Raw genomic sequence first — 25,706 nt, 5'->3', positions numbered from 1 at the left:
ATGAACGCTCCCACCATTAACGAATGCCGTCGATTCCGCGATTGAAGTGGAATCCCAACTGCTCTGGAATCCGCCATGCGTCTGTCCCGCTACTTCCTGCCCATCCTGAAGGAAAACCCCAAGGAGGCGGAAATCGTCTCCCACCGGCTGATGCTGCGTGCCGGCATGATCCGCCAGCAGTCGCAGGGCATCTATTCCTGGTTGCCGCTCGGCAAGCGTGTTCTCGACAAGGTGAACAACATCATCCGCGAAGAGCAGAACCGCGCCGGCGCCATCGAGCTGTCGATGCCGACGCTGCAGTCCGCCGAGCTCTGGCAGGAAAGCGGCCGCTACGACGCCTACGGCAAGGAAATGCTGCGCATCAAGGACCGCCAGGACCGTCCGATGCTCTACGGCCCGACCAACGAGGAAATGGTCACCGACATCTTCCGGGCCTACGTCAAGTCCTACAAGGACCTGCCGCTCAACCTCTATCACATCCAGCTGAAGTTCCGCGACGAGATCCGTCCGCGCTTCGGCACCATGCGCTCGCGCGAGTTCATGATGAAGGATGCCTATTCCTTCGATCTGACGAAGGAGGGGGCGATCCACTCCTATAACAAGATGTTCGTGGCCTACCTGCGCACCTTCGACCGTCTCGGTCTGCGCGCCATCCCGATGCGCGCCGATACCGGCCCGATCGGCGGCAACCACAGCCACGAATTCATCATCCTTGCCGACACCGGCGAGTCCGAAGTGTTCTGCCACAAGGATTTCGTCAATTTCGACATTCCGGAAGCCGACACGGATTTCGACAGCGTCAAAGGCCTGGAAAGCGTCTTCGACAAGTGGACGTCGCTCTATGCCGCGACCTCCGAAATGCATGACGAGGCCGCTTTTGACGCGATCCCCGAAGGCGAACGCCTGTCGGCCCGCGGTATCGAAGTCGGCCACATCTTCTATTTCGGCACGAAATATTCCGAGCCGATGGGCGCCAAGGTTCAGGGTCCCGACGGCAAGGAACACAATGTTCACATGGGTTCCTACGGCATCGGCCCGACACGCCTTGTTCCCGCCATCATCGAAGCATCGCATGATGAGAACGGAATCATCTGGCCGGCCTCCGTCGCGCCGTTCGATGCGATCGTGATCAACATGAAGGCCGGCGACGCCGCCTGCGACAGTGCCTGCGAGAAGATCTACGCAGCGCTCTCCAAGGGTGGCAAGGACGTCCTCTATGACGACACCGACGATCGCGCCGGAACTAAGTTTGCGACGGCCGACCTGATCGGCGTTCCCGTTCAGATCATCGCCGGCCCGCGCGCGGTCGCGAACGGCGAAGTGGAAGTCAAGGACCGCAAGACGGGCGCCCGCGAGACGATGACCATCGACGCGGCAATCAATAAGCTCTTGGGCTGATAACGGAGGCGAAATGGCAGAGGCAGCAGTGGACAAGCGGGGTTCGAAATCCGGCTTCGGTCCGGCGAGCAAGCCATTTTCCACCTTCGAACGCATGGTTGCCTGGCGCTATCTGCGCGCCCGGCGCAAGGAAGCCTTCATTTCGGTCATCGCCGGCTTCTCTTTCGTCGGCATCATGCTCGGCGTCGCGACGCTCATCATCGTCATGGCCGTGATGAACGGCTTCCGCACCGAGCTGATCTCGCGCATCCTCGGCATCAACGGCCACATGATCGTTCAGCCGGTCGATGCGCCCTTCACCGATTATGCGGCGCTGACGGAAAAGTTCGCCGCCGTTCCCGGCATCCGCATGGCCCTGCCGCTCGTCGAGGGACAGACGCTGGCCTCCGGTCAGGGCGGTGCTGGCACCGGCGCGCTGGTGCGCGGCATTCGCCCGGAAGATCTGACCAAGCTGAAGACCGTCTCCGACAATATCAAGTCGGGCGACCTCGTCGGTTTCATGTCCGGGCAGGGCGTGCTGATCGGCTCCGGCATGGCCAACCAGCTCGGCCTGCAGGCGGGCGATACGATCACGCTGATCTCGCCCGAAGGTGACGTCACGCCGATGGGCATCAATCCGCGGGTCAAGTCCTATACCGTCTCCGGTGTCTTCGAAATCGGCATGTCGGAGTATGATTCCGCCATCATCTACATGCCGCTCGAGGAATCGCAGCTCTATTTCAACTCCGAAGGGCTGGTGCAATCGATCGAGCTCTTCGCCAGCAATCCAGATGATATCGACAATCTGAGGCCGAAGGTGGAGGCTGCCGCGGGCCGCCAGATCGCCATCACCGACTGGCGCCAGCGCAACCAGACCTTCTTCTCGGCCCTGCAGGTCGAGCGCAACGTCATGTTCATGATCCTGACGCTGATCGTGCTCGTCGCGGCACTGAACATCATCTCGGGTCTGATCATGCTGGTGAAGGACAAGGGAAGCGATATCGCCATCCTGCGCACCATGGGGGCGAGCTCCGGCGCCATCATGCGCATCTTCTTCATGACGGGGGCTGCGATCGGTATCGTCGGTACGCTCGCCGGCGTTCTGCTCGGCGTTGTCGTCTGTATCAATATCGAGTCAATCCGCCAGTTCTTCTCCTGGATCACCGGAACGATACTCTTCAATCCGCAGCTCTACTTCCTGAGCCAGCTGCCGGCGCAGATGAGCGTCAGCGAGACGACTTCGGTCGTCATCATGGCTCTGACGCTGTCTTTTCTTGCGACCATCTTCCCGGCCTGGCGGGCTTCGCGGCTCGATCCGGTGCAGGCGCTGCGCTACGAATAAGGAATGCTGAACTCCATGAAACGCAATGTCGTTCTCAAGCTTTCCGGCGTCGAGCGTCACTACGGGCAGGGCGATACGGTGCTCTCCATCCTGAAGGGGGCCGACTTCACGCTGCATAGCGGCGAGATCGTCGCTCTGGTTGCGCCCTCGGGCACCGGCAAGTCGACGCTGCTCCATCTGGCGGGTCTCCTGGAACATCCTGATGACGGTGAGGTCAGCATCAACGGCCATGCCTGCAACGGACTGTCCGACGATAAGCGCACGGCGATCCGCCGCAGCGAGATCGGCTTCGTCTACCAGTTCCATCATCTGCTGCCCGAGTTCTCGGCCCAGGAAAACATCATGATGCCGCAGATGATCTCGGGCCTGCCGCGCAAGGAAGCTGCCGAGCGTGCCAAGCAGCTGCTCGACTACATGCGCATCGGCCATCGCGGTGCCCATCGCCCGGGCGAGCTCTCCGGCGGCGAGCAACAGCGCGTGGCGATCGCCCGCGCCGTTGCCAATGCGCCGAGCCTGCTGCTCGCCGACGAGCCGACCGGCAATCTCGATCCGGAAACCGCCAACTACGTCTTCGACGCCCTGGAGGCGCTGGTGCGCCAGTCCGGTTTGGCGGCCCTGATCGCCACGCATAATCACGAGCTTGCCAGCCGCATGGACCGCCGGGTGACGATCAGCGACGGCAAGGTCGTCGACTTCTGAGCCTCAGAGCCGGATCAGGCCGCCGCGGTAGTCGAGTTCATAGGCGCGCCTTTCCTCGACGATGATCATTTCCATGCCACGGAAATGTGCGCAGTCGCCCTCGCTGTTGTCGATATAGAAGCCGAAGGCGTGGTCGAATTCCATGCCGCCGAGGAATCGCTTCTTTTCGGAATACATCGACGACAGGGCCGCCTTGATGACGGCGCCGGCGCGGCTGCCGTCGATCAGCCCGGGCTCGATGATGTGGCCGAAATAGTTCATCGCCCAGATGGGCTCGCCATTCAGCCAGACCGTCTCCTGGCCGCAAAAATCCGTTCCGCCGAAATAGCTGTCGAGATAGCGCCATTCGCCACGCTCGTAGCCGATGTCATGCGACCCCGGACGGCAGGATGGGCGGGGACTGCCGCCACCCACGTAAGTCCTCGATTTCGCCTCGACGATGAAGTCATTGAGCAAGGTGAGATACATGGCGCGCCTCCTGCGAGCGTTGTCGCAGACGCGTGGCCTTCTGTAAAGAACAAATGCAGAACATAACGGTTGCCGCCGGCAGGGAGATGTGGGCGAACGCCCCCGGACGCACGTTAACCAAACGGAAAAGATTCCTGTTGACGAAAGAACAAGAGTGGAACAAACTAAAAACATAACGAGTAAAGGAGAGCCAAATGACTGACATGATCCGTGACGTCGCAGCATTCACCTCCATCGCAATGTTCGTTGCCAGCTTCTCGCTGATCCTGATGGCAATGTAATTTTTCAGGGGACCGCATGGCTGCCATGCGGTTCAAGACGGGGTCTTCTTCTGGACATCTCCACGGCCACGACCGACAATGGCGCCGATTCATACGGGCGATTGAAGGGACGTGTCATGGCGGAAGCAGAGAGCGGATTTATCGGCGGGACGCCGGGCTTCGTTCATCTGCGCGTGCACTCGGCCTATTCACTGCTCGAGGGCGCGCTGCCGCTGAAAAAGGTTCTTTACAAGGCTGCGGGCGATAGCCAGCCGGCGATCGCCATCACCGATACGAACAACCTGTTCGTCGCGCTTGAATTCTCGCAAAAAGCCATGGACGAGGGCCTTCAGCCGATCATCGGCTGCCAGCTGTCGATCGACATGGAAGACGGCCTGGAAATCGAGAAGCGCGGCGGCCAGCAGATGATGGGTAAGCTCCCGTCGATCGTCGTCCTTGCCGCCAGCGATGATGGCTACGAGCGTCTCGTCGATCTCGTCAGCCGCGCCTATCTCGGTGGCGAGGACGGGCAGGCGATCCACATTCGCTCGTCCTGGCTGGAAGAGGCGGGCACAGAAGGCCTGATCGCGCTGACGGGTTCGCTCAGCGGCCCGGTCGATATGGCCCTCAAGCAGGGGCACCTGGCGCCGGCCGTATCGCGGCTGCTGACGCTGAAGTCACTGTTCGGTGACCGGCTCTATGTCGAGCTGCAGCGCCACGGCACTTACGACAAGCGCCATGAGCAGAAGATCATCGGTCTCGCCTACGAGCACGACCTGCCGCTGGTCGCCACCAACGAGGCCTTCTTCCCGACGCGCGACGACTACGACGCGCATGACGCGCTGATGGCGGTTGCCCATAACGCCATCGTTTCCGACGACAGCCGCTTCCGCCTGACGCCGGACCATTACCTGAAGAGCCGCGCCGAGATGGCGAAGCTCTTTGCCGATTTGCCGGAGGCGCTTGAGAACACGATCGAGATTGCCCGGCGCTGCTCCTTCGTCCTGAAGACCCGCAAGCCGATCCTGCCGCGCTTCACCGGCGCCACCGCCGATCCCGAGGAAGCCGAGCGCGCCGAGGCGCTGGAGCTTCGCCGCCAGGCGGAGGAGGGGCTCGATATGCGCCTCGCGACGCTCGGCATGTCGGCAGGCTACGAAGAGAAGGATTACCGCGAGCGGCTGGAATTCGAGCTCAGCGTCATCGAGCGCATGAAGTTCCCCGGCTACTTCCTGATCGTTGCGGACTTCATCAAATGGGCCAAGCAGCATGACATTCCCGTCGGCCCGGGCCGTGGTTCGGGTGCGGGTTCGCTGGTCGCCTATGCGCTGACCATCACCGACGTCGATCCCCTGCGCTTCTCGCTGCTCTTCGAACGCTTCCTCAATCCGGAACGCGTCTCGATGCCGGACTTCGATATCGACTTCTGCCAGGATCGCCGCGAAGAGGTGATCCGTTACGTGCAGAAGAAATACGGTCGCGAGCAGGTGGCGCAGATCATCACTTTCGGTTCGCTGCAGGCCCGCGCCGCCCTGCGCGACGTCGGCCGCGTGCTCGAAATGCCCTATGGCCAGGTCGACAAGATCTGCAAGATGGTGCCCAACAACCCGGCCAATCCGACGCCTCTGCACAAGGCGATCGAGGAAGATCCGAAGTTCCAGGAAGAGGCCGACAAGGAGCCGGTTGTCGCTCGTCTCCTTGATATCGCCCAGAAGATCGAGGGTCTCTACCGCCACGCCTCCACGCACGCCGCCGGTATCGTCATCGGCGACCGCCCGCTGTCGAAGCTGGTGCCGATGTATCGGGACCCGCGTTCCGATATGCCGGTCACCCAGTTCAACATGAAATGGGTCGAACAGGCCGGCCTCGTGAAGTTCGACTTCCTCGGCCTGAAGACGCTGACCGTCCTGAAGGTCGCCGTCGATTTCTGCAAGAAGCGGGGCATCGAGGTCGATCTCGCCTCCATCCCGCTCGACGACAAGCTGACCTACGAGATGCTGTCGCGCGGCGAAACGGTCGGTGTGTTCCAGGTGGAAAGTGCCGGCATGCGCAAGGCGCTGATCGGCATGAAGCCCGACTGCATCGAGGACATCATCGCTCTGGTGGCGCTGTACCGTCCGGGACCGATGGAAAACATCCCGACCTATAATGCCCGCAAGCATGGGGAGGAAGAGGTCGAGTCTATCCATCCGACCATCGACTACCTGCTGAAGGAGACGCAGGGGGTTATCGTCTACCAGGAGCAGGTCATGCAGATCGCTCAGGTTCTGTCGGGCTATTCGCTCGGCGAGGCCGACCTTCTGCGCCGCGCCATGGGTAAGAAGATCAAGGCCGAAATGGACCAGCAGCGCGAGCGCTTCGTCGACGGCGCCGTCAAGAACGGCGTATCGAAGCCGCAGGCCGATAACATCTTCGAACTGCTGGCGAAGTTCGCCAACTACGGCTTCAACAAGTCGCACGCCGCCGCCTACGCGATCGTCTCCTATCAGACGGCCTATATGAAGGCGCATTATCCGGTCGAGTTCCTGGCCGCCTCGATGACGCTCGACATGTCGAACACCGACAAGGTCAACGACTTCCGCCAGGATTCCAAGCGTCTCGGCATCGAGGTCATCGCGCCCTCGGTGCAGACCTCCTTCCGCCATTTCGAAACCGGCGACCAGCGGATCTACTACGCGCTGGCGGCGATCAAGGGCGTCGGCGAAAACGCCGTCGAGCACATCGTTCAGGTCCGCGGCGACAAGCCCTTCGCCAGCATCGAGGATTTCTGCCTGCGCATCGATCCGCGCCAGGTGAACCGCCGCGTGCTGGAAAGCCTGATCTATGCCGGTGCCTTCGATTGCTTCAATATCGATCGTGCCCAGCTTTCGGCCGGTCTCGACCGCGTTCTCGGCTATGCGCAGCGCGCCCAGGAAAACAAGCTGAGCGGCCAGTCGGACATCTTCGGCGGCGCTCTGTCGTCAGGCCCCGAGAAGATCGCGCTGCCGCCATTCTCGCCCTGGCTTGCCTCGGAGCGCCTGCTCAAGGAATTCCAGGTTCTCGGCTTCTACCTGACGGCTCATCCGCTCGACACCTACAACAGCCTGCTGCAGAAGATGCGCGTCCAGACCTTCGCGGATTTCTCGGCGGCGGTGAAGCAGGGTGCCGCCAACGGGCGTCTCGCCGGCACAGTCATCTCCAAGCAGGAGCGCAAGACGAAGACCGGCAACAAGATGGGCATCATCGTCTTCTCGGATTCGTCTGGCCAGTTCGAATCCGTGCTGTTCTCCGAGATGCTGAACCAGTATCGCGATATCCTGGAGCCCGGAAAATCCTTCGTGATCACGGCAACCGGTGAAGAGCGCCCGGAAGGCGTCAGCCTGCGCCTGCAGACCGTCCAGTCGCTGGAAGAGAAATCGCTGCAGATGCAGAAGGCACTGCGCGTCTATGTCCGTGATTCCGGTCCGCTGAAGGCGGTCGCTGCGCACCTGAATGCCAAGGGCGACGGCCTCGTGTCCTTCATCGTCATCAAGGAAGATGGCAAGCGCGAGGTCGAGGTGGCGCTGCCGCAGAAATACCGGATCACGCCGGAGATCGCGGCTGCATTGCGCGCCGCGCCCGGGATTATCGATGTCGAGCTCGTCTAACGCGTCACGGTGATGAAATCGGTGCCGGCGCCGGTCTCCGGGCCGATGCCGGTATCGGATATCGTCATCGTCGAACCGGCGGCAAGCAGCGCGTCGACGCGCTTGCGCGTCTCGTCCGGGATCTGGATGCGTGACAGCGCGTTGCTGATCGGGCTGCCCATGATGATCGAGCCCTCCTGCGTCTTGATGCCGAGCCGCTTCATCGTCTGCGAAGGCAGATTGTTGTCGAGCGTCAGGCCCAGCCAGTCGGCCGTGCCGTTCTCCTGATCCACCTTATGCAGCGTGAAGAAGTGCGTGCCGAGCGCCAGCTGCGGATTGTCGATGATCACAGGCGCCTCGAACAGCGGCTTGAAATCCTGGCGGATCATCAGCACGCCGTTCGGCGGCTCGCCCTTGCCGACAGCGGCGTAAACTTCCCTTAGGAGAGTATCGCTGGTCAGCGTACGGTCGCCCTTGAACTGCGCGGGGCGCAATGCCTTGAAAGCGTTGATCGCCTGCACCGTCGAGGGGCCGAGCAGGCCATCGGGATTGCCGGCGTTGAAGCCCAGCTGATTGAGGTAGGTCTGGATGTCGATGACCGCCTCGCGCTGGGCGCGCCGGGTGATCAGGATGCGGATCGGCTCGACATTTTCGGGCGCCGCTGCGACAGGCGGGATCAGCGAGGCCGAGACCGTATTCATCGCCAGCTGCACCGGCTCGCCATCGCTGCTGCCGATTGCCGGGCGCAGCTGCACGTCGGAAAGCAGGAGCGCCGGTTCCGGCGCATTCGGGCGGAACAGCGCCGGATGGTTGATCGGTTCGGGCGCCACGGCCGCATTACTGATGATGACGGGAACGCTGAGGTCCGTCATCTTGTAAAGTTCCTTGGCGAAGGCGGCGGGCATGCGCACACAGCCATGCGAGGCCGGATAGCGCGGCACGGAATTCGACTCGTGCAGCGCAATACCGGACCATGTCAGCCGCTGCATCCAGGGCATGGGTGCAGCCGAATAGAGATTGGATTCGTGATATTTCTTCTTCTCGAGCACCGAGAAGATGCCGCTCGGCGTCGTATGGCCGGGCTTGCCGGTCGAGACTTTCGAGGTCGCCACGACCTCCGTGCCGTCATAGACGGCAAGCGACTGCTTGTCCTTGGAGACGATGATTTGCAGCGTCCGGGCGTCTGCCGCAAGAGCAGGGTTCACCAAGGCGGTCGCCGACAGCAAGCCGAGGCCGAAAACAATACGCGAGAACATGTTACCCAACCAATACGCAATACTTGGCTGGGACAATATTCAACGAAGTTTAAGGAAGGCTTGACCCGCGCCACCCGGCTTCGCGTCTCACGCATTAGTGATCAAGCGGCCGCTTATTGTAGGGTGATCGAATATATGCAAATCTGCCGGGACTAAGCGGTTGGGAGACCCGCCATGTACGTCGATATTGTATCCGCGTTCGACGAGCTCGACAGACTGCGCCCGGATTGGGAAGCGGTCTACGATGCCGATCCGGAATCGCATTATTTCATGTCCTGGAACTGGATGCGGCGCTATCTGGAAACGCGCGGCAACTGGCATGTTCTGGCGGCGAGACCTGCCGAGGGCACGGCCTATGTCGCCTTCCTGCCGCTGCAGATCCGCCTCGATTTCGAGCCCGGCCACGGCTTCTACAATGCCATTCACATGGCCGGCATGCCGTTCTCGGTCTATAGCGGCATCCTCTCGCTGCCGGAGCAGATGGACGATGCGATGGCCGCTTTCGCCGCCAGCCTGCAGACCTTCAACTGGCGCCGCTTCAATCTCGATGAAATCTATCTCTCGGACGAGCGCCTGCAGGCGCTGATCGGCAGCTTTCCGCGCGCCGATTTCGTCCCGGCAAAGGTGGTCCGCGCCAGCCATATCACCGATGCCGGCGAAGACATCGATCACGACGCCTATGTCTATATTCCGCTGGAGGATGATTTCGAGACCTTCCTCAGCACCCGTCTCAGCCCCAAGACGCGCCGCAACGCGCGATGGGCGCTGCGCGACCTTGCGAACGGCAAGCACGGGATGCACATCACCCACACGACATCAGAGACATTCGAGCAGAACCTCGAAACCTTCTACGCCATGTGGAATGCGCAATGGGGTGCGCGCCAGCCGGAATATGCGGCGGGGATAATCGATGGTTGCCGCAAGATGCTGCGCGGTTCCCTCGATGACGGATCGCTTTTCGTGCCGGTACTCTGGGAGGAGGACAGGGCGGTTGCCGCGCAGATCCTCTATCTCGACCATAAGAAGAAGACGATGCACTGCTTTATCGGCGGGCGGGATAGCGAGGCGCAGTCTCACAGTCCGGGCTTCGCGCTGCATTGCTATTGCCTGCGCTGGGCGATCGAGAACGGCTTTCGTGTCTATGACTTCGGCACCGGCGATTACGCCTACAAGTTCACCTTCGGCGCCGAACAGCACCAGGTGGAGCGCCGCCGGGTGATGACGGTCTCGGAGCGCAATATCGGCGATCGCCTCGATCCGCGATCGCTGGATGCCGTCTGCACCCGTGCCTCGCATATGGCGGCGAAGGGCGATCTGGAAAATGCCGCGCTCTGCTGCCGGCAGATCCTTGCGGCTGATCCGGATCATGCGCGCGGCCGCGCCCTCTGGGCCAACCTCGAAACCGCCCGCCGCCGGCCGGCCAATGCGGGCGAGCTCGACACATTGATGCAGACCGCGGTCAACGATCACCGCCAGGGCGCGCTCGATCGGGCCGCGTCAGGCTATCGCCGCGTCATCGAGGCTGAGCCTACTCACTTCGCCGCCCATCATCAGCTGGCGCTGGTTCTGTTGCAGCAGGGCAAATTTGATGCCGCGCAGAGCAAGGTCACAGAGGCCCTGGCACTGCGGCCGGAGGATGCCGCCGCCCATTGCACTTGCGGCAACATCCTGGCGGCCCTGAAGCGCGATGAGGCGGCGCTGGCGAGCTATGACCGGGCGATCGCCCTGTCGCCCGGCTATGCCACGGCCTTCAACAATCGCGGCAATGTCCTGCGCCGCATGGGCCGTCTCGACGAAGCCGTCGAGAGCTATTCGCATGCCCTTGAAAAGGTACCGGATTACGCGCAGGCGGCATTGAACAAGGCAGCCGTTCTCGCCGAACTGCACGCGGTCGAACCGGTCTAGCGCTCGCGCTTGCCGCCGCCGAATGTATAGCCGGTCTCGACCGTGCCCTTGCCGAACTTGTCGCGCAGCTTGTCCATCGCCGCTTCCGCCGCCGCCCGCCGTGTCGACTGCTGGTCGATCAGATCGGGCGGATCGGCGCGGCCGGGATCGCAGAGATCGCTGACGCCGATGCCGATCAGGCGGAATTTCGTGCCGTCGGTCTCCTTCTCCAGAAGCTCGATGCCGGTGCGAAATATTCGGTCGGCAAGCTGGGTCGGGTCTTCGAGCCGCCGGTTGCGCGTCCGGAGCTTGAAGTCCGCGGTCTTCATCTTCAGCACCACGGTATGCCCGGCGATGTCATCCTTCTTCAACCGCCAGGAGACCTTCTCGGAGAGATTGCGCAGGATCGGCACCAGGTCGTCGTGCCGCGAGATATCCTCGAAGAATGTCGTCTCCGCCGAGACGCTCTTTGCCGCCTCGTTCAGATGCACCTCGCGGTCGTCGATGCCGCGCGAGAGACGGGCGAGGCGCTGGCCCATGCTGCCGTAGCGGCGCATCAGGTCGGTCTCTTCCATCTGCTGCAGCTGTCCGATCGTGCGGATGCCGTCGGATTCAAGCGTGGCGGCAAATGCCTTGCCGACGCCCCAGATCGTGGTGACGGGGCGAGGCGCCAGAAATTCGACCGCTTCCTCGCGGCCGATCACCGAAAACCCCCGCGGCTTCTGCAGATCGGATGCGACCTTCGCCAGGAATTTGCAATAGGAGAGGCCAACGGAAACGGTGATGCCGACCTCCTTTTCGACCCGCCGGGCGAATTTCGCCAGCGTGCGGGCAGGGGGATCGTGGTGCAGGCGCTCAGTGCCGCCAAGCTCCAGGAAGGCCTCGTCGATCGACAGCGGCTGCACCAGCGGCGTCAGCTCCTGCATCATGCTGCGAACCTCGCGGCCGACCCTGCCGTATTTCTCCATGTCAGGCCGGATGACGACCGCCTGCGGGCAGGCCTCCAGCGCCTTGAACATCGGCATGGCCGAACGCACCCCATGGATACGGGCGATATAGCAGGCGGTGGAGACGACACCGCGCTTGCCGCCGCCGATGATGACGGGCTTGTCCGCGAGCTCCGGATTGTCGCGTTTCTCGACAGCCGCATAGAAGGCGTCGCAGTCGATATGCGCCAGCGTCAGTCCGTAGAGCTCCTTGTGTCGCACGACGCGCGGGCTGCCGCAGGCCGTGCAACGGCGCGCTTCGCCCTTCTGCTCGGCAAGGCAGTCGCGACAGAAGCCGTGTGTCTTGTCAGGCGCAGGGTGAGTCATCGCTGGAACAAATGTTGAACATGGCGACTTTACGCTCTAAGCTTTCGAGTCTCAAGACAAGAGGAGCAGCCAGGCGTTGGATATCAGACGGCATTTTGAGGCCGTTTCATCGATGGGGGTAGACAGTCAGCCGCGGGCAGACGCCGGCGGCAACGACAGATGTTCGCCGATATGGGCGGCGGCCTCTTCCCATCCCGCAACCTTGGCAATGCCATCCATGGCGGAGGGCGCGAAGCGATGAATCTCCGATACAGGCATCAGATGCAGCAGCAGGCAGCTATCGACATGCTCGTGCACGGAATGCAGGTTGCGCACCATATCGTCGATGAAGACGACGGGCAGGTCGCGGGCGCCATGCAGGGCCTTGACGATCGGCCCCTTCGGCTGCAGCGAGGCGAGCAACGGATAGTCGAGCTCGAACCGGTCGAGCAGCCGGCGGCGCTGGTCGCGGTAGACGGGTGGCATGGCCGTGAGCAGAACGATATCGGCTGTCGCAGACAGCGCGGCGAGGCTCTCCCCCGCAAGCGCCAGCGGCGCCTGCCAGTCTTCCTGCCGCTCGAAAAAGGTCTCGATCAAGCGGCTGACTGTCACGTCATCGGCTGGCGCGCCATCCGCCGTCTCGATATTCCCATGCAGCTTGAAGGAGCGCGGCACCAGCCGGTAGCCTTCGCTGACAAGAAAGCGCTCGAACGGCACGATGAACTGCAAGACGACGTCGTCGACATCGCAGACGATCAGCGGCCTGTCGCCGAGGCGTACATGGGATGTGTCGAGACCGTTGATCAGCATTGGTTTCAATACTGCCCGGAATCGAGGCCTGGCGACGAGAAGTGCTGCCAGGCAGCCGTCAGCGCTTCCGGCGGTGTCTCTGTGGCTTGGCAGAATGCCATGGCTGTCGGCTCGTGCTGCATGACGAAATCGAGCATGCCCGAGAGGAAGCCCGGATCGTTGATGGCGTTGCGCACCTGCCCCGGCTCGACGCCTGTCAGCGCCAGGAATCGCGAGAACATGTCGGGTTCGTTGGCGAGCCAGCCAAGTACGGCAATCGCCGTTTCATGCGGATCTCTGGCGAGTTGTTTCGAAGTCTTGAAGTTGCTTTGCATTTCGCTGGGTAAGTTACCTTTTTTTCAACCAAATACCGGTAGCTTGCCGCTATCGGTTTCGTCGAGCCGCGCGTTCGCATGTCGCTTCACGTCAGGCGGACATTTGCAGGGACGGAACATAGGAACGAGCTTGCCATGCCCAAACAGGTGATGATTGTAGAAGATAACGAGCTCAACATGAAGCTCTTTCGCGACCTGATCGAGGCATCCGGATATACCACGATCCAGACCCGAAATGGCATGGAAGCGCTTGATCTTGCTCGCAAACATCGTCCGGACCTGATCCTGATGGACATCCAGCTGCCGGAGGTTTCCGGGCTTGAGGTGACCAAGTGGCTGAAGGAAGACGACGAGCTGCACGTCATTCCCGTCATCGCCGTCACCGCCTTTGCGATGAAGGGCGATGAGGAGCGTATCCGCCAGGGCGGTTGCGAGGCCTATGTCTCAAAACCGATCTCCGTCCCGAAATTCATCGAAACGATCAAGACCTATCTCGGCGATGCCTAGCGCATCGGAAAGAAGCCTATGACTGCGCGCATTCTGGTTGTTGACGATATTCCGGCAAACGTGAAGCTGCTCGAAGCGCGGCTGGTCGCGGAGTATTTCGATGTCCTGACGGCTGCCGACGGCTATGAGGCGCTGGCGATCTGCGAGCGCAATCAGGTCGATATCATTCTTCTCGACGTGATGATGCCGGGCCTCAACGGCTTCGAGGTCTGCGAGCGGCTGAAGGCCAACCAGAAGACCTCGCATATTCCCGTCGTCATGGTCACCGCGCTCGATCAGCCGGCCGACCGCGTGCGCGGCCTGAAGGCCGGTGCCGACGACTTCCTGACCAAGCCGGTCAACGACCTGCAGCTGATCTCGCGGGTGAAGAGCCTGCTGCGCCTGAAGACGCTGAGCGACGAACTGCGCATCCGCGCCGAGACGGCGCAGACCATGGGGATCGACGATCTCTTGCGGACAGGCGAGGGGCGCGCCGAGGATGCAGGGCAGGTCCTTCTCGTCGATGGCCGCGCCAATTCCCAGGAACGCATCATCAGGACGCTGAAGCCGATCGCCGACATTACGGCAATCTCGGATCCGCAGGCGGCGCTCTTCGAAGCCGCGGAAAACGCCTTCGAACTAGTCATCGTCAATAGCAATTTCGACGACTACGATCCGCTGCGCCTCTGCTCGCAGTTCCGTTCGCTGGAGCGCACGCGCTTCCTGCCTATCCTGATCGTCACCGATCAGGGCGATGACGAGATGGTCATCCGGGCGCTCGATCTCGGGGTCAACGATTATATCGTCCGCCCGCTGGACCCGAACGAGCTGGTCGCCCGCAGCCTGACGCAGATCCGCCGCAAGCGCTTTAACGACCGCCTGCGCGCCAGCGTCAAGCAGACGATTGAGCTCGCCGTCACCGATGCGCTGACCGGCCTCAACAATCGCCGCTATCTCGATAATCACCTGAACGTGCTGTTCAACCGCTCGATGGCGCGCGGCAAGCCGCTCTCGGTGCTGATCACCGATATCGACCGCTTCAAGCAGGTGAACGACACCTACGGTCACGATGCCGGCGACGAGGTGCTCAAGGAATTCGCCAACCGCATCCGCTCCACGGTGCGCGGCGCCGATCTCGCCTGCCGCTACGGCGGCGAGGAATTTGTCATCATCATGCCCGATACCTCGCCGGAGGTGGCTGCCGCCGTTGCCGAGCGCCTGCGTGCATCGGTCGAGACCAGCGGCTTCACGCTGAAGTCAACCGGCGAAGAGTTGAAAGTCACCGCGTCCTTCGGTATCGCCTCTCGTCTGTCGAGCGTACTGACGCCCGATCAGCTGATGAAGCAGGCCGATCTCGCGCTTTATGAAGCGAAGAATACTGGCCGCAACCGAGTCGTTGCTGCAGCGGCCTGACGCCGGAGCGCCTTTGCCGCGTAGGTTATCCTCAGTTTCCACTGGTGGCGGCGAAAGATTAACAAATTTTAATGATGCAGCCGCCAAAGCGCCGGGCGGTTTTCAACCAAATACCCCAAAAATGGAGAGCGCGCCCGATCGTCCAATTTGAGGGTAATTTGTGCTCATTTTCACGAATAGAATCAATCTAAGTATCGCGTGTAAAGCATAGCTGCCGCAATTTATAGAGTTATCGTGGTATTACTATTCGGCGAGATGTAACGCGTCCGCCTGACGTAACGGAAGATCGCCATAATTGTACTGATGTATATTTATGGTTATATTCAATCGCGTTTTTCTTCATCAAGTAAAGAAACGTGATTCGTTGTTTTCGGGCCTGCCCCAAAATTGGACTTTTAACCATAGAAGCAAGCTAAGAAATCTAATCATTAAGAATTTGTTGATTTTCTTTCATTTTCGGGCAAATTATCGAGCCATAAGAAAAGCGCTCCCGGAACCGGGAGGCCGAGATACCCCATGATGCTCAGGTCCGCCGCATCTCCTGGGTCGTGGGGTCGGTCGGCTAGTTCGCAACCTTAAGCGGTTCCTCGTGCCGCGTTGCTTGCTGGCCGACCCCCTTTCGTAAAAACGCCGCCCTTGCCGATAGATCGGTAGGGCGGCGTTTTTGTTTGCGCTAACATTTCCCGCGATGAGAGACCTTAAAACGAAAAAGGCGCGCAGCCGTTGGGCGCGCGCCTTTTTAAAACCCAGGGATCAAGGATTACTTGATCTTGGTTTCCTTGAACTCGACATGCTTCTTAGCAATCGGGTCGTACTTGGTCTTCGTCATCTTGTCCGTCATCGTACGGCTGTTCTTCGTCGTGACGTAGAAGAAACCGGTGTCGGCCGTCGACAGCAGCTTGATCTTGATTGTGGTAGCCTTGGCCATGGTCGTCCTGCCTTTAATAAAATGAAAGCCGTGGCAAGCCGGATGGGCTCCACGGCAAATTCTGGCGCGAAACTACGAATCCCGCCCGAAAAGTCAACCCCGCTTTCTAATGAAAAGCAGTCTTATGCTTGAAAGCACCGCATATATCCCGAAGAAACCGGCAATTGCCCAGGCAAAACCGTTATTCCCCGCGACATCGATGGCCGCGCCGATAACCTGTGGACCGGCAACCGTGCCGACGGCGTAACAGAAGACGAAGGCGGCATTGGCGGCCGCTAGGTCCGAACCCGTCAGGCGCGAGCCCAGGTGGCTGAGACCAACTGTATAGAGACCGGCCACACAGCCGCCCCAGAAGAGCAGCACGCCCGCCATCATCGCCCAGCTATGGACGAGCAGTGGCAGCATCAGCGAGCCTATCAGGCCCATTGTGGCCATGGCGGCCAGCAACGGCCGCTTGTCCTTCATGCGGTCGGAAAGAAGCCCGACCGGGATCTGGAAGATGACGTTGCCGATTCCCATCACGGTCAGCAGCAGGGCGGCCTGCGATTCGGTAAAGGCGGCGCGCGTCGCATAGATCGGGAAAAGCGCCAGGCCACCGGCCTCGACCGCGCCGAAGATGAAGACGGCAGCCGTCGCGCTCGGCACTAGGAAGACGTAGCGCATGAAATGCAGCTCCGGCTTCTCTTCGAGCACCGGGCTCTCGTTGCGGGCGACGAAGATCGGGATGGCGGCAAGCAGGATGGCAACGGCGCCCACGGCAAAGGGCAAGACGCCGTCGCTGCCGAGGATCGAGAAGAGCAGGGGCCCGGCGGCAAACCCCAGCGATAGCACAGTCGCGTAGATGCCGAGCACGAAACCACGTTTCGTCGGCGGCGATGCGGCGTTGATCCAGAACTCGGAGAGGATGAACAGCGTCGTCGTCGCGCCATGGAAGGCAAAGCGCAGCGGGAACCACATCCAGAATTCCTGGGCATAGTAGAAGCCGATGGCGCTGAGCGCCGAGATCACCACCGCCCAGAGCATGGTGGAGGCGACGCCGTATTTATGGGCGAGCTTGGTGGTCACAGGCGCCGCAGCCATGGCGGCCACGCCGGCCATCGCCGTGTTGAGCCCGATAAGAGTGGAGGCAACGCCGCGCTTCTCGAGAATGATGGAGAGCAGCGGCAGTCCGAGTCCGATCGCTATGCCGACAGCAGAGATCGACGAGACGGCGGCAACCAGCGACGGCCAATGGATTTCTTCAACATCGCCCGGCGTGCCGTTTCTCGGCTGAGACATATATCCATCCTTGAATGACTGAAACGAATCGCCCGTCTCGTGCCACATAGAAGGGCACAGAGATGCCAAAACCAGGTGACGGGCAGAGCTTTACGGGAAGTCCGGCGCAGAATGCAATAGATCGAATAGTCGAACGTCAGATCGGTCAAGAAAACGCGCACCATTTTATTCGCCGGAGAACATATGCGCGCAGCAAAAGCCGCCCGCACAGTTCGTGAGCGTTGCCCAATACAAGCGAATTATGTCTGGACGGTGAAGGTCGCCGCGATGCCGCTTACGGCTGGTCGCGGCCGGGGATCTCGTAGACGTCGTGATCGTCGCTATGGCCGCCGAAACCATGCAGCCTCAGCGCCCATTGCAGGCCGATGACGCCGCCCTTGATCGGCTGGATGATCAGGAGGGCGGAAAGCAGCGTCACCGGCGCCCAGATCGCGAAGGTGAGCCACATCGGCAGCGGCCAGACGAGATCGGTCAGCATGTAGCCGCCGAGAACGACGTGGCCGATCACGAAGATCGTCAGATAGGGCGGCAGGTCGTCGGAGCGGTGATGATGCATCGCTTCGCCGCAGGCCGAGCAATTGTCGACCGGCTTCAGAAAGGCGCGGAACAGCTTGCCGCTGCCGCAATGCGGGCACTTGTTCAGCATGCCGCGCATGATGGAGCGGCCAAGCGGGCGTTCGGAAGCGTCGCTTCCGCCATATTGGATCGGCTGTTCCTGTGCAGGCGTCGTCATCGCTCTTTCCTCTGGCGTTTCTAGCGCCGGCCTCTCGGCGGTCTCGTGCCGACCTTCTTGCGGGCGGCCATGCGGTTGTCGCGGCGGCCGGCCTTGTGGAAGGAGCGCACCGCCGTCGGCATGGCGCGGCCTTCGCTGACCATCTCGAAGCGCAGCGCGCCTGCAAGCGGAATGGCTTCCGCAAGCTTCACCGTCACGCTGTCGCCAAGCCGGTATCCGAGCCCAGTCTTCTCACCCGACAGCGCCTGATGCGCCTCGTCATAGATGAAATAGTCCTGGCCCAGAGTAGATATAGGGATGAAGCCGTCTGCTCCATACTCCGGCAGGGCGACAAATAGTCCCGACTTCGTGACGCCGGAAACGCGGCCCTCGAATTCCTCGCCGACGCGGCCGGCAAGGTGATGGGCGATCAGGCGGTCGACGGTCTCGCGCTCGGCGGCCATGGCGCGTCGCTCGAAGGTCGAGATTTCGGCGGCGATATCGTCGAGAGAGGCTTCTTCCTCGGGCGTGATGCCGCCTTCGCCGAGCCCCAGCGAACCCACCAGCGCGCGATGCACGATCAGGTCGGCATAGCGGCGGATCGGCGAGGTGAAATGCGCGTATTTCATCAGGTTGAGGCCGAAATGCCCGATATTCTCGGGACTGTAGATCGCCTGGCTCTGCGAGCGCAGCACCATCTCGTTGACCATCGTCTGATGCGGCGTGCCGTCGGCTTTCGCCAGGATGCCGTTGAAGTTGTTGGCGCGCATGTTGCCGCCCTTGGCAAGCGAGATGCCGAGTGTCGCCAGGAACTCGCGCAGGATTTCCTGCTTGGCCAGTGTCGGGCCGTCGTGCACGCGGTAGATCAGTACCTGGCGCTTCTTCTCCAGCGTCTCGGCAGCCGAGACGTTGGCCTGGATCATCATCTCTTCGATGAGCTTGTGGGCATCGAGCCGAGGCGGCACGACGACGCGGTCGACGGTGCCGTCGCCCTTCAGCAGGATCTTGCGCTCGGGCATGTCGAGCTCGAGCGGCTGGCGCCGGTCGCGGCCGCGCGTCATCACGGCATAGGCGTTCCACAGCGGCTTCAGGATCGGCTCCAGCATCGGACCGGTCTTGTCGTCGGGCTTGCCGTCGATCGCCGCCTGCGCCTGCTGGTAGGAGAGCTTTGCAGCGCTCTTCATCATGATGCGGTGGAAGGTGTGGCCGATCTTGCGGCCTTCCTTGGAGAACACCATGCGTACGGCAAGCGCCGGCCGGTCGACGCCTTCGCGCAGCGAGCAGAGGTCGTTGGAGATCCGCTCCGGCAGCATCGGCACGACGCGATCCGGGAAATAGACCGAGTTGCCGCGCTTCAGCGCTTCACGATCGAGCTGCGATTTCGGCCGGACGTAATAGGAAACGTCGGCGATCGCCACTGTGATGATCACGCCGTCGGCATTGTCAGGCGAGGGGTCGGCTTCGGCGTAGACGGCGTCGTCATGGTCCTTGGCATCAGCCGGATCGATGGTGATCAGCGGCACGTCGCGCCAGTCCTCGCGATGCGACATCGAGGCGGGCTTGGCAGCCTCAGCCTCGTCGATGACAGCCTGCGGGAAGACATTCGGGATGCCATGGGCATGGATCGCGATCATCGAGATCGCCTTTTCGGAACCGACCGAACCGACGACCGAGAGCACCTTGGCGCGCGGCAGGCCGAAACGGCCGAGCCTTGCGATTTCGACCTCGACCAGGTCGCCGTCCTTGGCGCCGCCGGTATAATCAGGGTCGATCACCATCTCCTCGCCGCGCCGTTCGATCGGCAGCAGGCGTCCGGCACCACCGGGGGCGGTGCGGAACACGCCCATGCTGGCGCCGCGGCGCTTGTCGAGAACCTTGATGATGCGGGCGGTGTAGGCGGGGCCGCCTCGGTCGGCAGCCGGAAAGATCTTCGCAAGAACCCGGTCGCCCATGCCGGCGACGGGCGCCTTGCCCTTGCCCTGGCGTCCAGCAGGTGAAGTCTGGCGAATCGCGACGGCAGGTGCCACGCCCTGATCCTCCGGCCATTCGGCCGGGCGGCCGATCAGCTCGCCGTCCTTGTCGCGGGTGGTGATGTCGAGCACGGTGACCGGGGGAAGGGCGCCCGGCCGGATCAGCGATTTGCGCGTCTTCTGCAGCATGCCCTCCTGCTCGAGGTCGCGCAGCAGATGCTTGAGCTCGACGCGCGTATCGCCCTTCAGGCCGAATGCCTTGGCGATCTCGCGCTTCGATGCCTTCTGCGGATGGTCGGCGATGAAGCGCAGGATCACTTCGCGCGACGGCATGGCGCCGGGCGTGATCTTCGCTTCTTCGGCGGGGGCATCGTTGCCCGCGCGGCCGATCTTGCCCGGACGCTTGCCCGTGCCCCTAGTCTTCTCGCGCGGTATCTTGCTCACACTCAGCTCTTTTTCGGTTTCGCCGGCGCCTTGGCCTTCGTCGTCTTGGCGGCAGCCTTCGGCTTTGCCGCGGCCTTGGGCTTCGCAGCAGCCTTCGGTTTGGCGGCGGTCTTGGTCGCCTTGCCTTCGGCGGCGGCCGTCTTCGCCTTGGCCTTGCCCTTCGCGGCCGGCGCCTTGCCGGCCTTGGCCGTGATCAACTCCAAGGCTTCCTCGACGGTGATCGCCTGCGGATCCTTGCCCTTCGGCAGCGTCGCGTTGACCTTGCCCCAGTTGACGTAGGGACCGTATTTGCCGTCGCGCACGGTGATCGGTCCGCCATCGGGGTGATCGCCGAGCTCCTTCAGTGCCGCCGGTGTGCCGCGTGTACGCCCGCCCGGCCCCTTGCTCGCCTTCTCGGCGATCACGGTGACAGCGCGGTTGAGGCCGACCGAGAACACGTCCTCGACCGTCTCGAGATTGGCGTAGCTGCCGTCATGCAGCAGGAACGGTCCGTAGCGGCCGATGCCGGAAGAGATCATCTTGCCGGTCTCGGGATGCTTGCCGATATCGCGCGGCAGCGAGATCAGCGCCATGGCCTTCTCGTAATCGATATCCTCAGGCTTCCAGCCCTTCGGCAGAGAGGAGCGCTTGGCATCCTTGCCGTCGCCGCGCTGGATGTAGGGTCCGAAACGGCCGGAACGCAGCGTCAGCTCTTCGCCCGTCGTCGGATCGGTGCCGAGGTTCTTCGGTTCGTTCAGTGCGGTGCCTTCGCCCTCGCCATTGTTCTCCGAGGAGAGCTGACGGGTATAGTTGCACTCCGGATAGTTCGAGCAGCCGACGAAGGCGCCGTACTTTCCGAGCTTCAGCGACAGGTTGCCCGTGCCGCAAACCTGGCAGATGCGCGGATCGCTGCCGTCCTCGCGCTTCGGAAACACCAGCGGCGCCAGCGATTCATTCAGCGAGTCCAGCACGTTGGTAACGCGCAGTTCCTTGGTGTCCTCGATCTGCGAGAAGAAGTCCTGCCAGAAATCGCGCAGAACCTGCTTCCAGTTCAGTTCGCCGGCAGAGATGCGGTCGAGCTTCTCTTCGAGATCGGCGGTGAAGTCGTATTCGACATACTTGGTGAAGAAGCTTTCGAGGAAAGCGGTCACCAGCCGGCCCTTGGAATGCGGGATCAGCTTGCGCTTGTCGATCGTCACATATTCGCGGTCGCGAAGGGTGGCGAGCGTTGCCGCATAGGTGGACGGACGGCCGATGCCGAGCTCTTCCATCTTCTTGATCAGCGAGGCTTCCGAATAACGCGGCGGCGGCTCGGTGAAATGCTGCGTCGAATTGATCTTCTGCTTCGCGAGGTTTTCGCGGGCATTGATCTCCGGCAGGCGGCCATCTTCGTCGTCGTTGTCGTCGCTCTGCTCGCCGTCTTCCTTCTGGTCGGTATAGGCAGCGATGAAGCCGTCGAAACGGATGACGGAGCCGACAGCGCGTAGACCGGCCGTTTGGCCGCCGTTCTCGGCGGTGATCTCGGCGGTCGTACGCTCGATTTCGGCCGACGCCATCTGGCTGGCGATGCCGCGCTTCCAGATCAGGTCGTAGAGCCGGATCTGATCGGCATCCAGATACTTGCGCACCTGATCCGGCGAGCGGTTGAAGTCGGTCGGGCGGATTGCTTCGTGGGCTTCCTGGGCGTTCTTCGCCTTGGTGGAATAGAAGCGGGCCTTGTCGGGAACGTACCGGCCGCCGAACTGGTCGAGGATCGCGGCGCGTGCCGCATCGATCGCCTCGGGCGCCATCTGCACGCCGTCGGTACGCATATAGGTAATGAGACCGACGGTCTCGCCGCCGATATCGACACCTTCATAAAGCTTCTGCGCCACCTGCATGGTGCGCGATGCCGAGAAGCCGAGCTTCGAGGATGCGGCCTGCTGCAGGGTCGAGGTTGTGAAAGGTGGTGACGGGTTGCGCTTGACGGGCTTCGCTTCGACGCTGTCGACGACATAGGAGGCGCCGTCGAGCAGGGCCTTCAGCCTGCCGGCGTCTTCGCCGTTGCCGATCGAGCGGGCCTGCAGGCGTTTGCCATCGGCAGCCACCAGCCTGGCTTCGAATTCGTCACCGCGCGGCGTCTTCAGGAGCGCCGAGATGTTCCAGTATTCTTCCGAGATGAAGCGCTCGATCTCGGATTCACGGTCGCAGACGAGGCGCAGCGCAACCGACTGCACGCGGCCGGCCGAACGGGCGCCCGGCAGCTTGCGCCACAGCACCGGCGACAGGTTGAAGCCGACGAGATAATCGAGAGCGCGGCGCGCCAGATAGGCGTCGACCAGCGGCACGTCGATATCGCGCGGCTCGGCCATCGCATCGAGAACGGCCTTCTTGGTAATGGCGTTGAAGACGACGCGCTTGACGGTCTTGCCGCCGAGCACCTTCTTCTTGTTGAGCATGTCGAGGACATGCCAGGAGATCGCTTCGCCTTCGCGATCAGGGTCGGTCGCCAGGAACAGGCCGTCGGAGGATTTCACCGCATCGGCAATATCCTTCATGCGCTTGGCCGAGGCCCCATCGACCTCCCACAGCATCTCGAAATCCTGATCGGGCAGAACCGATCCGTCCTTTGCAGGCAGGTCGCGGACGTGACCGAAGGAGGCGAGCACCTTGTATCCGGAGCCCAGATACTTGTTGATCGTCTTTGCCTTCGCAGGCGATTCTACCACGACTACATTCATGATGATTCTCTAAAAACTACCGCGCCCGGCGGGAGGATGAGCGCAATACTTGCCGCTTGCAGATTGCCGGTTCTCCGACATGGACAGGGAAATCGCTTCGGTCAAGGGGTTTGCTTCAATTTTACGCTTTGCAACGCGATACAACCTGAGAGGGATTATAAACGTATTGCAATTTAAGATAATTGCGTTATCGTTTTTGAAGTGTGGTCAAGGCCCCTCCCAAGCAGCCGTCCGTCATTCAGAGACTGTCCATGTCGCCCAAGGGTTTCAACAAGAGAACCGACAGATCGGCTTCGCGCGAAAACATCGCCTTCATCCGGCAGATGCTGGCGGAGTTGCGTCAGGTTGCCGAGAAAGAGGACGCCAGCATGCTCTGCTATCTGATCGAGATGGCCTATGTTGAGGCGGGCGAACTTCACAACCGCATGTAGTGCACTCAGTCTCCCATCGCAAGGGAGACCATGCCGCCGGCATGCCGGTGCAGCCGTCCGGCAATATCCAGCTCCAATAAAACGAGATAGACGGACGCCGCCGGAAGGCCGGTATGCCGGATGATGTCGTCGACCTCGACAGGCGTCGGCCCGAGCGCATCGGCAATCCGCGCGCGATCGGAATCATCAGGAGGCGTGAGATCGCTGCCGTTGCCCGCAGGCTCCTCGGCAACCGGTGCCGAAAACAGGTCGAGCTGCGAGAGCGGCGCTAGCGCCTCGATGACGTCCTCGGGCGAGGTGATGATCATCGCCCCGTCCTTCAATAATCCGTTGGTGCCCTGGCAGCGCGGATCGAGCGGCGAGCCGGGAACGGCAAAGACCAGCCGTCCGAATTCGGCGGCAAGACGTGCGGTGATCAGCGATCCCGAACGCGTGGCCGCTTCGACCACAGCAACGCCGAGCGACATGCCGGCGATCAGTCGGTTGCGGCGCGGGAAATCGCGGGCGCGGGGCTCCCAGCCGAACGGCATTTCGCTGATCGCCAGTCCGCGCCCCTCGCAGATTTCCTCCAGCAACGGCACGTTCTCGGGTGGGTAGGGCTGGTCGAGACCGCCTGCGAGCGCGGCGACGGTGCCGGTATCGAGGCTGGCGCGATGGGCGGCCGTATCGATGCCGCGCGCCAGGCCGGAGACCACGGCATATCCGGCCCGTCCGCAATCCCTGGCGATCATCGCCGCAAACTTCGCACCACTGATCGAGGCATTGCGGGAGCCGACGACGCCGACGGCCGGGCGATGGAGAACGGAAACGTCGCCCTTGACGGCAATCAGCGGCGGTGCGCCGTCGATCTGGCGCAGGGCCTGGGGGTAATCGGGTTCGCCGATGCCGATGAAACGGGCGCCGAAGCGGCGGGCGATCTCAAGCTCGCGATGGGCTTCGTGTTCGGTCGCAATTTTGATGGCGCGCGTTGCGCCGCCGCGGGCTGAGAGCTCGGGCAGGGCAGCCAGTGCCGCCTCGGCGGAACCGAAATGATTGATGAGATCGCGGAAGGTGGCAGGGCCGACATTGTCGGAGCGGATGAGACGCAGCCAGGCGATCCGTTGCCGGTCTGAAAGCGCAATTCCCTTTGGCCTTGCGCTTTCGGCGCTCATCTTATCCCTTCGCCCCGATCTTGCTTTCCGTCCCGCTTAGGAGCCGGGAGATGTTGGCCTTGTGCTTGTAATAGGAGATGACCGACATGATCGCCATGACGGCTGCAACCTTTTCGGCTCCAAATATCCACAATGCAACCGGAATGACAAGCATGGCCGTCAGCGCCGCCAGCGACGAGTAACGGAAGATGAAGGCCATCGCGAGCCAGATGGCCGCGAAGACGAGGACGAAAAGCGGCGCGATGCCGAGCAGCGTGCCGATATAGGTAGCGACGCCCTTGCCGCCCTTGAAGCCGAGCCAGACCGGGAAGAGGTGGCCGAGGAAGGCAAAGAGACCTGCAATCGCGCCGGCTTCCGGCCCTGCCACATAGGCCATGATCCAGGCGGCGACCGTTGCCTTCAGCGCATCGAGCAGCAGCGTTGCGGCCGCAAGCTTCTTATTGCCGGTGCGCAGCACGTTGGTGGCGCCGATATTGCCGGAGCCGATATTGCGGACGTCACCGAGACCGGCGGCCCGCGTCAGGATCAGACCGAAGGGGATCGAGCCGAGCAGGTAGCCGACGACGGCTGCCACAAGCGCCATCGGCAAGGCGATCTGCCAGTTGGTGAGTTCCGAAATCATGCCCCTCTACCTTTTCCTTCGCAGCATTGTCCCGATGCCGCTTGCCTTAGCCGTTTTCGATCATCCAGATTTCAGCGCCGCCGAGCAGGGTGGCGATCAGCGTGCAGAGCGCCACGAACACCGTGCCGAGCACGACGGTCGAAGAGTAGCGCCGCGACGCCTGCTTCTTCGAAAGCACGGGGAAGGCGTTTTTGTGTGCCTCCGCCATGTCCTTGTCGAGATTGCGCTGCTGGAAATGCCTTTCGGTTTCGTTCTGATTCATGCGCGG

General features: G+C 61.9%; 21 protein-coding genes. 8 read left to right on the top strand and 13 right to left on the bottom strand.

The annotated features are described in order from the left end of the window. Positions 1–75: 75 nt before the first annotated feature. The 3 genes from proS to F2982_RS01895 are packed head-to-tail and all read left to right on the top strand — an operon-like array spanning position 76 to position 3,418. Positions 76–1,398, top strand: coding sequence for a proline--tRNA ligase (proS, locus tag F2982_RS01905; RefSeq protein ID WP_130282592.1), 1,323 nt, complete (start codon positions 76–78; stop codon positions 1,396–1,398). A 13-nt stretch (positions 1,399–1,411) separates the two neighbouring features. After that, complete coding sequence (locus tag F2982_RS01900) at positions 1,412–2,719, top strand: lipoprotein-releasing ABC transporter permease subunit (RefSeq protein WP_203429071.1); 1,308 nt, start codon at positions 1,412–1,414, stop codon at positions 2,717–2,719. A 15-nt stretch (positions 2,720–2,734) separates the two neighbouring features. Next, positions 2,735–3,418 carry an ABC transporter ATP-binding protein gene (locus F2982_RS01895; protein WP_112720490.1) on the top strand — a complete coding sequence of 228 codons (684 nt, stop codon included), beginning with the start codon at positions 2,735–2,737 and terminating at the stop codon, positions 3,416–3,418. Between the two features lie 3 nt (positions 3,419–3,421). Here the strand turns inward: F2982_RS01895 and F2982_RS01890 are convergent, their stop codons facing one another. Beyond that, positions 3,422–3,886 (bottom strand): DUF5680 domain-containing protein, encoded by a 465-nt coding sequence (locus tag F2982_RS01890; protein ID WP_203429070.1) that lies wholly within the window; start codon positions 3,884–3,886, stop codon positions 3,422–3,424. Positions 3,887–4,283: 397 nt separating this feature from the next. Here F2982_RS01890 and dnaE point away from each other — a divergent pair, with 397 nt between their 5' ends. Next, positions 4,284–7,769, top strand: coding sequence for a DNA polymerase III subunit alpha (gene dnaE / locus F2982_RS01885; RefSeq protein WP_203429069.1), 3,486 nt, complete (start codon positions 4,284–4,286; stop codon positions 7,767–7,769). Here dnaE and F2982_RS01880 read toward each other — a convergent pair. Next, positions 7,766–9,004, bottom strand: coding sequence for a L,D-transpeptidase family protein (locus tag F2982_RS01880; RefSeq protein ID WP_203429068.1), 1,239 nt, complete (start codon positions 9,002–9,004; stop codon positions 7,766–7,768). The genes dnaE and F2982_RS01880 overlap by 4 nt on opposite strands. Positions 9,005–9,178: 174 nt before the next feature. Between F2982_RS01880 and F2982_RS01875 the strand changes: the two genes are divergently transcribed. Next, positions 9,179–10,909 (top strand): GNAT family N-acetyltransferase, encoded by a 1,731-nt coding sequence (locus F2982_RS01875; protein WP_203429067.1) that lies wholly within the window; start codon positions 9,179–9,181, stop codon positions 10,907–10,909. Here F2982_RS01875 and F2982_RS01870 read toward each other — a convergent pair. From F2982_RS01870 to F2982_RS01860, 3 genes are all read right to left on the bottom strand, one after another. Beyond that, entirely contained in the window at positions 10,906–12,201 is a 1,296-nt protein-coding gene (locus F2982_RS01870) for a DNA polymerase IV (RefSeq protein ID WP_112720457.1), read from the bottom strand. The genes F2982_RS01875 and F2982_RS01870 overlap by 4 nt on opposite strands. A gap of 126 nt (positions 12,202–12,327) precedes the next feature. Then, positions 12,328–12,990 carry a hypothetical protein gene (locus F2982_RS01865; protein WP_203429066.1) on the bottom strand — a complete coding sequence of 221 codons (663 nt, stop codon included), beginning with the start codon at positions 12,988–12,990 and terminating at the stop codon, positions 12,328–12,330. A gap of 5 nt (positions 12,991–12,995) precedes the next feature. Next, positions 12,996–13,304: a DUF3572 domain-containing protein gene (locus tag F2982_RS01860; protein WP_203429065.1), complete on the bottom strand. Its 309-nt coding sequence runs from the start codon at positions 13,302–13,304 to the stop codon at positions 12,996–12,998. A 135-nt stretch (positions 13,305–13,439) separates the two neighbouring features. On the opposite strand from F2982_RS01860, the gene F2982_RS01855 reads away from it, so the two are divergent. Together F2982_RS01855 and F2982_RS01850 are read left to right on the top strand one after the other, a co-directional pair. Further along, positions 13,440–13,811, top strand: coding sequence for a response regulator (locus tag F2982_RS01855; protein WP_003547430.1), 372 nt, complete (start codon positions 13,440–13,442; stop codon positions 13,809–13,811). A gap of 18 nt (positions 13,812–13,829) precedes the next feature. Then, positions 13,830–15,203 (top strand): PleD family two-component system response regulator, encoded by a 1,374-nt coding sequence (locus F2982_RS01850; protein WP_203429064.1) that lies wholly within the window; start codon positions 13,830–13,832, stop codon positions 15,201–15,203. 760 nt (positions 15,204–15,963) lie between these two features. On the opposite strand, the gene rpmG is transcribed toward F2982_RS01850, so the two are convergent. The 5 genes from rpmG to topA all read right to left on the bottom strand — a co-directional run bounded on the left by rpmG (position 15,964) and on the right by topA (position 23,234). Then, entirely contained in the window at positions 15,964–16,131 is a 168-nt protein-coding gene (gene rpmG, locus F2982_RS01845) for a 50S ribosomal protein L33 (protein WP_003587245.1), read from the bottom strand. 93 nt (positions 16,132–16,224) lie between these two features. After that, positions 16,225–17,409, bottom strand: a complete 1,185-nt coding sequence (locus F2982_RS01840; protein ID WP_112720489.1) for an MFS transporter — start codon at positions 17,407–17,409, stop codon at positions 16,225–16,227. Positions 17,410–17,683: 274 nt separating this feature from the next. After that, positions 17,684–18,142: a DUF983 domain-containing protein gene (locus F2982_RS01835; protein ID WP_203429063.1), complete on the bottom strand. Its 459-nt coding sequence runs from the start codon at positions 18,140–18,142 to the stop codon at positions 17,684–17,686. Between the two features lie 20 nt (positions 18,143–18,162). Then, positions 18,163–20,535 carry a ribonuclease R gene (gene rnr / locus F2982_RS01830; RefSeq protein ID WP_203429062.1) on the bottom strand — a complete coding sequence of 791 codons (2,373 nt, stop codon included), beginning with the start codon at positions 20,533–20,535 and terminating at the stop codon, positions 18,163–18,165. Positions 20,536–20,537: 2 nt separating this feature from the next. Continuing rightward, positions 20,538–23,234 (bottom strand): type I DNA topoisomerase, encoded by a 2,697-nt coding sequence (gene topA, locus F2982_RS01825; protein WP_203429061.1) that lies wholly within the window; start codon positions 23,232–23,234, stop codon positions 20,538–20,540. A 251-nt stretch (positions 23,235–23,485) separates the two neighbouring features. Here topA and F2982_RS01820 point away from each other — a divergent pair, with 251 nt between their 5' ends. Further along, complete coding sequence (locus F2982_RS01820) at positions 23,486–23,665, top strand: hypothetical protein (protein ID WP_112720450.1); 180 nt, start codon at positions 23,486–23,488, stop codon at positions 23,663–23,665. Between the two features lie 5 nt (positions 23,666–23,670). Here F2982_RS01820 and dprA read toward each other — a convergent pair whose 3' ends face one another. The 3 genes from dprA to F2982_RS01805 are packed head-to-tail and all read right to left on the bottom strand — an operon-like array spanning position 23,671 to position 25,700. Then, entirely contained in the window at positions 23,671–24,816 is a 1,146-nt protein-coding gene (dprA, locus tag F2982_RS01815; protein WP_203429060.1) for a DNA-processing protein DprA, read from the bottom strand. 1 nt (position 24,817) lies between these two features. Beyond that, positions 24,818–25,438, bottom strand: a complete 621-nt coding sequence (gene plsY / locus F2982_RS01810; protein ID WP_203429059.1) for a glycerol-3-phosphate 1-O-acyltransferase PlsY — start codon at positions 25,436–25,438, stop codon at positions 24,818–24,820. Between the two features lie 46 nt (positions 25,439–25,484). Then, the gene (locus F2982_RS01805) at positions 25,485–25,700 is read right to left on the bottom strand and encodes a hypothetical protein (RefSeq protein WP_112720447.1); all 216 of its coding nucleotides are present in this window, start codon (positions 25,698–25,700) and stop codon (positions 25,485–25,487) included. Positions 25,701–25,706: the final 6 nt, after the last annotated feature.

The organism is Rhizobium sp. BG4 (genome assembly GCF_016864575.1).
GTDB lineage: Bacteria > Pseudomonadota > Alphaproteobacteria > Rhizobiales > Rhizobiaceae > Rhizobium.
Note: the sequence above shows the minus strand (reverse complement) of the source record. Positions and strands in the feature narration are given on the sequence as shown.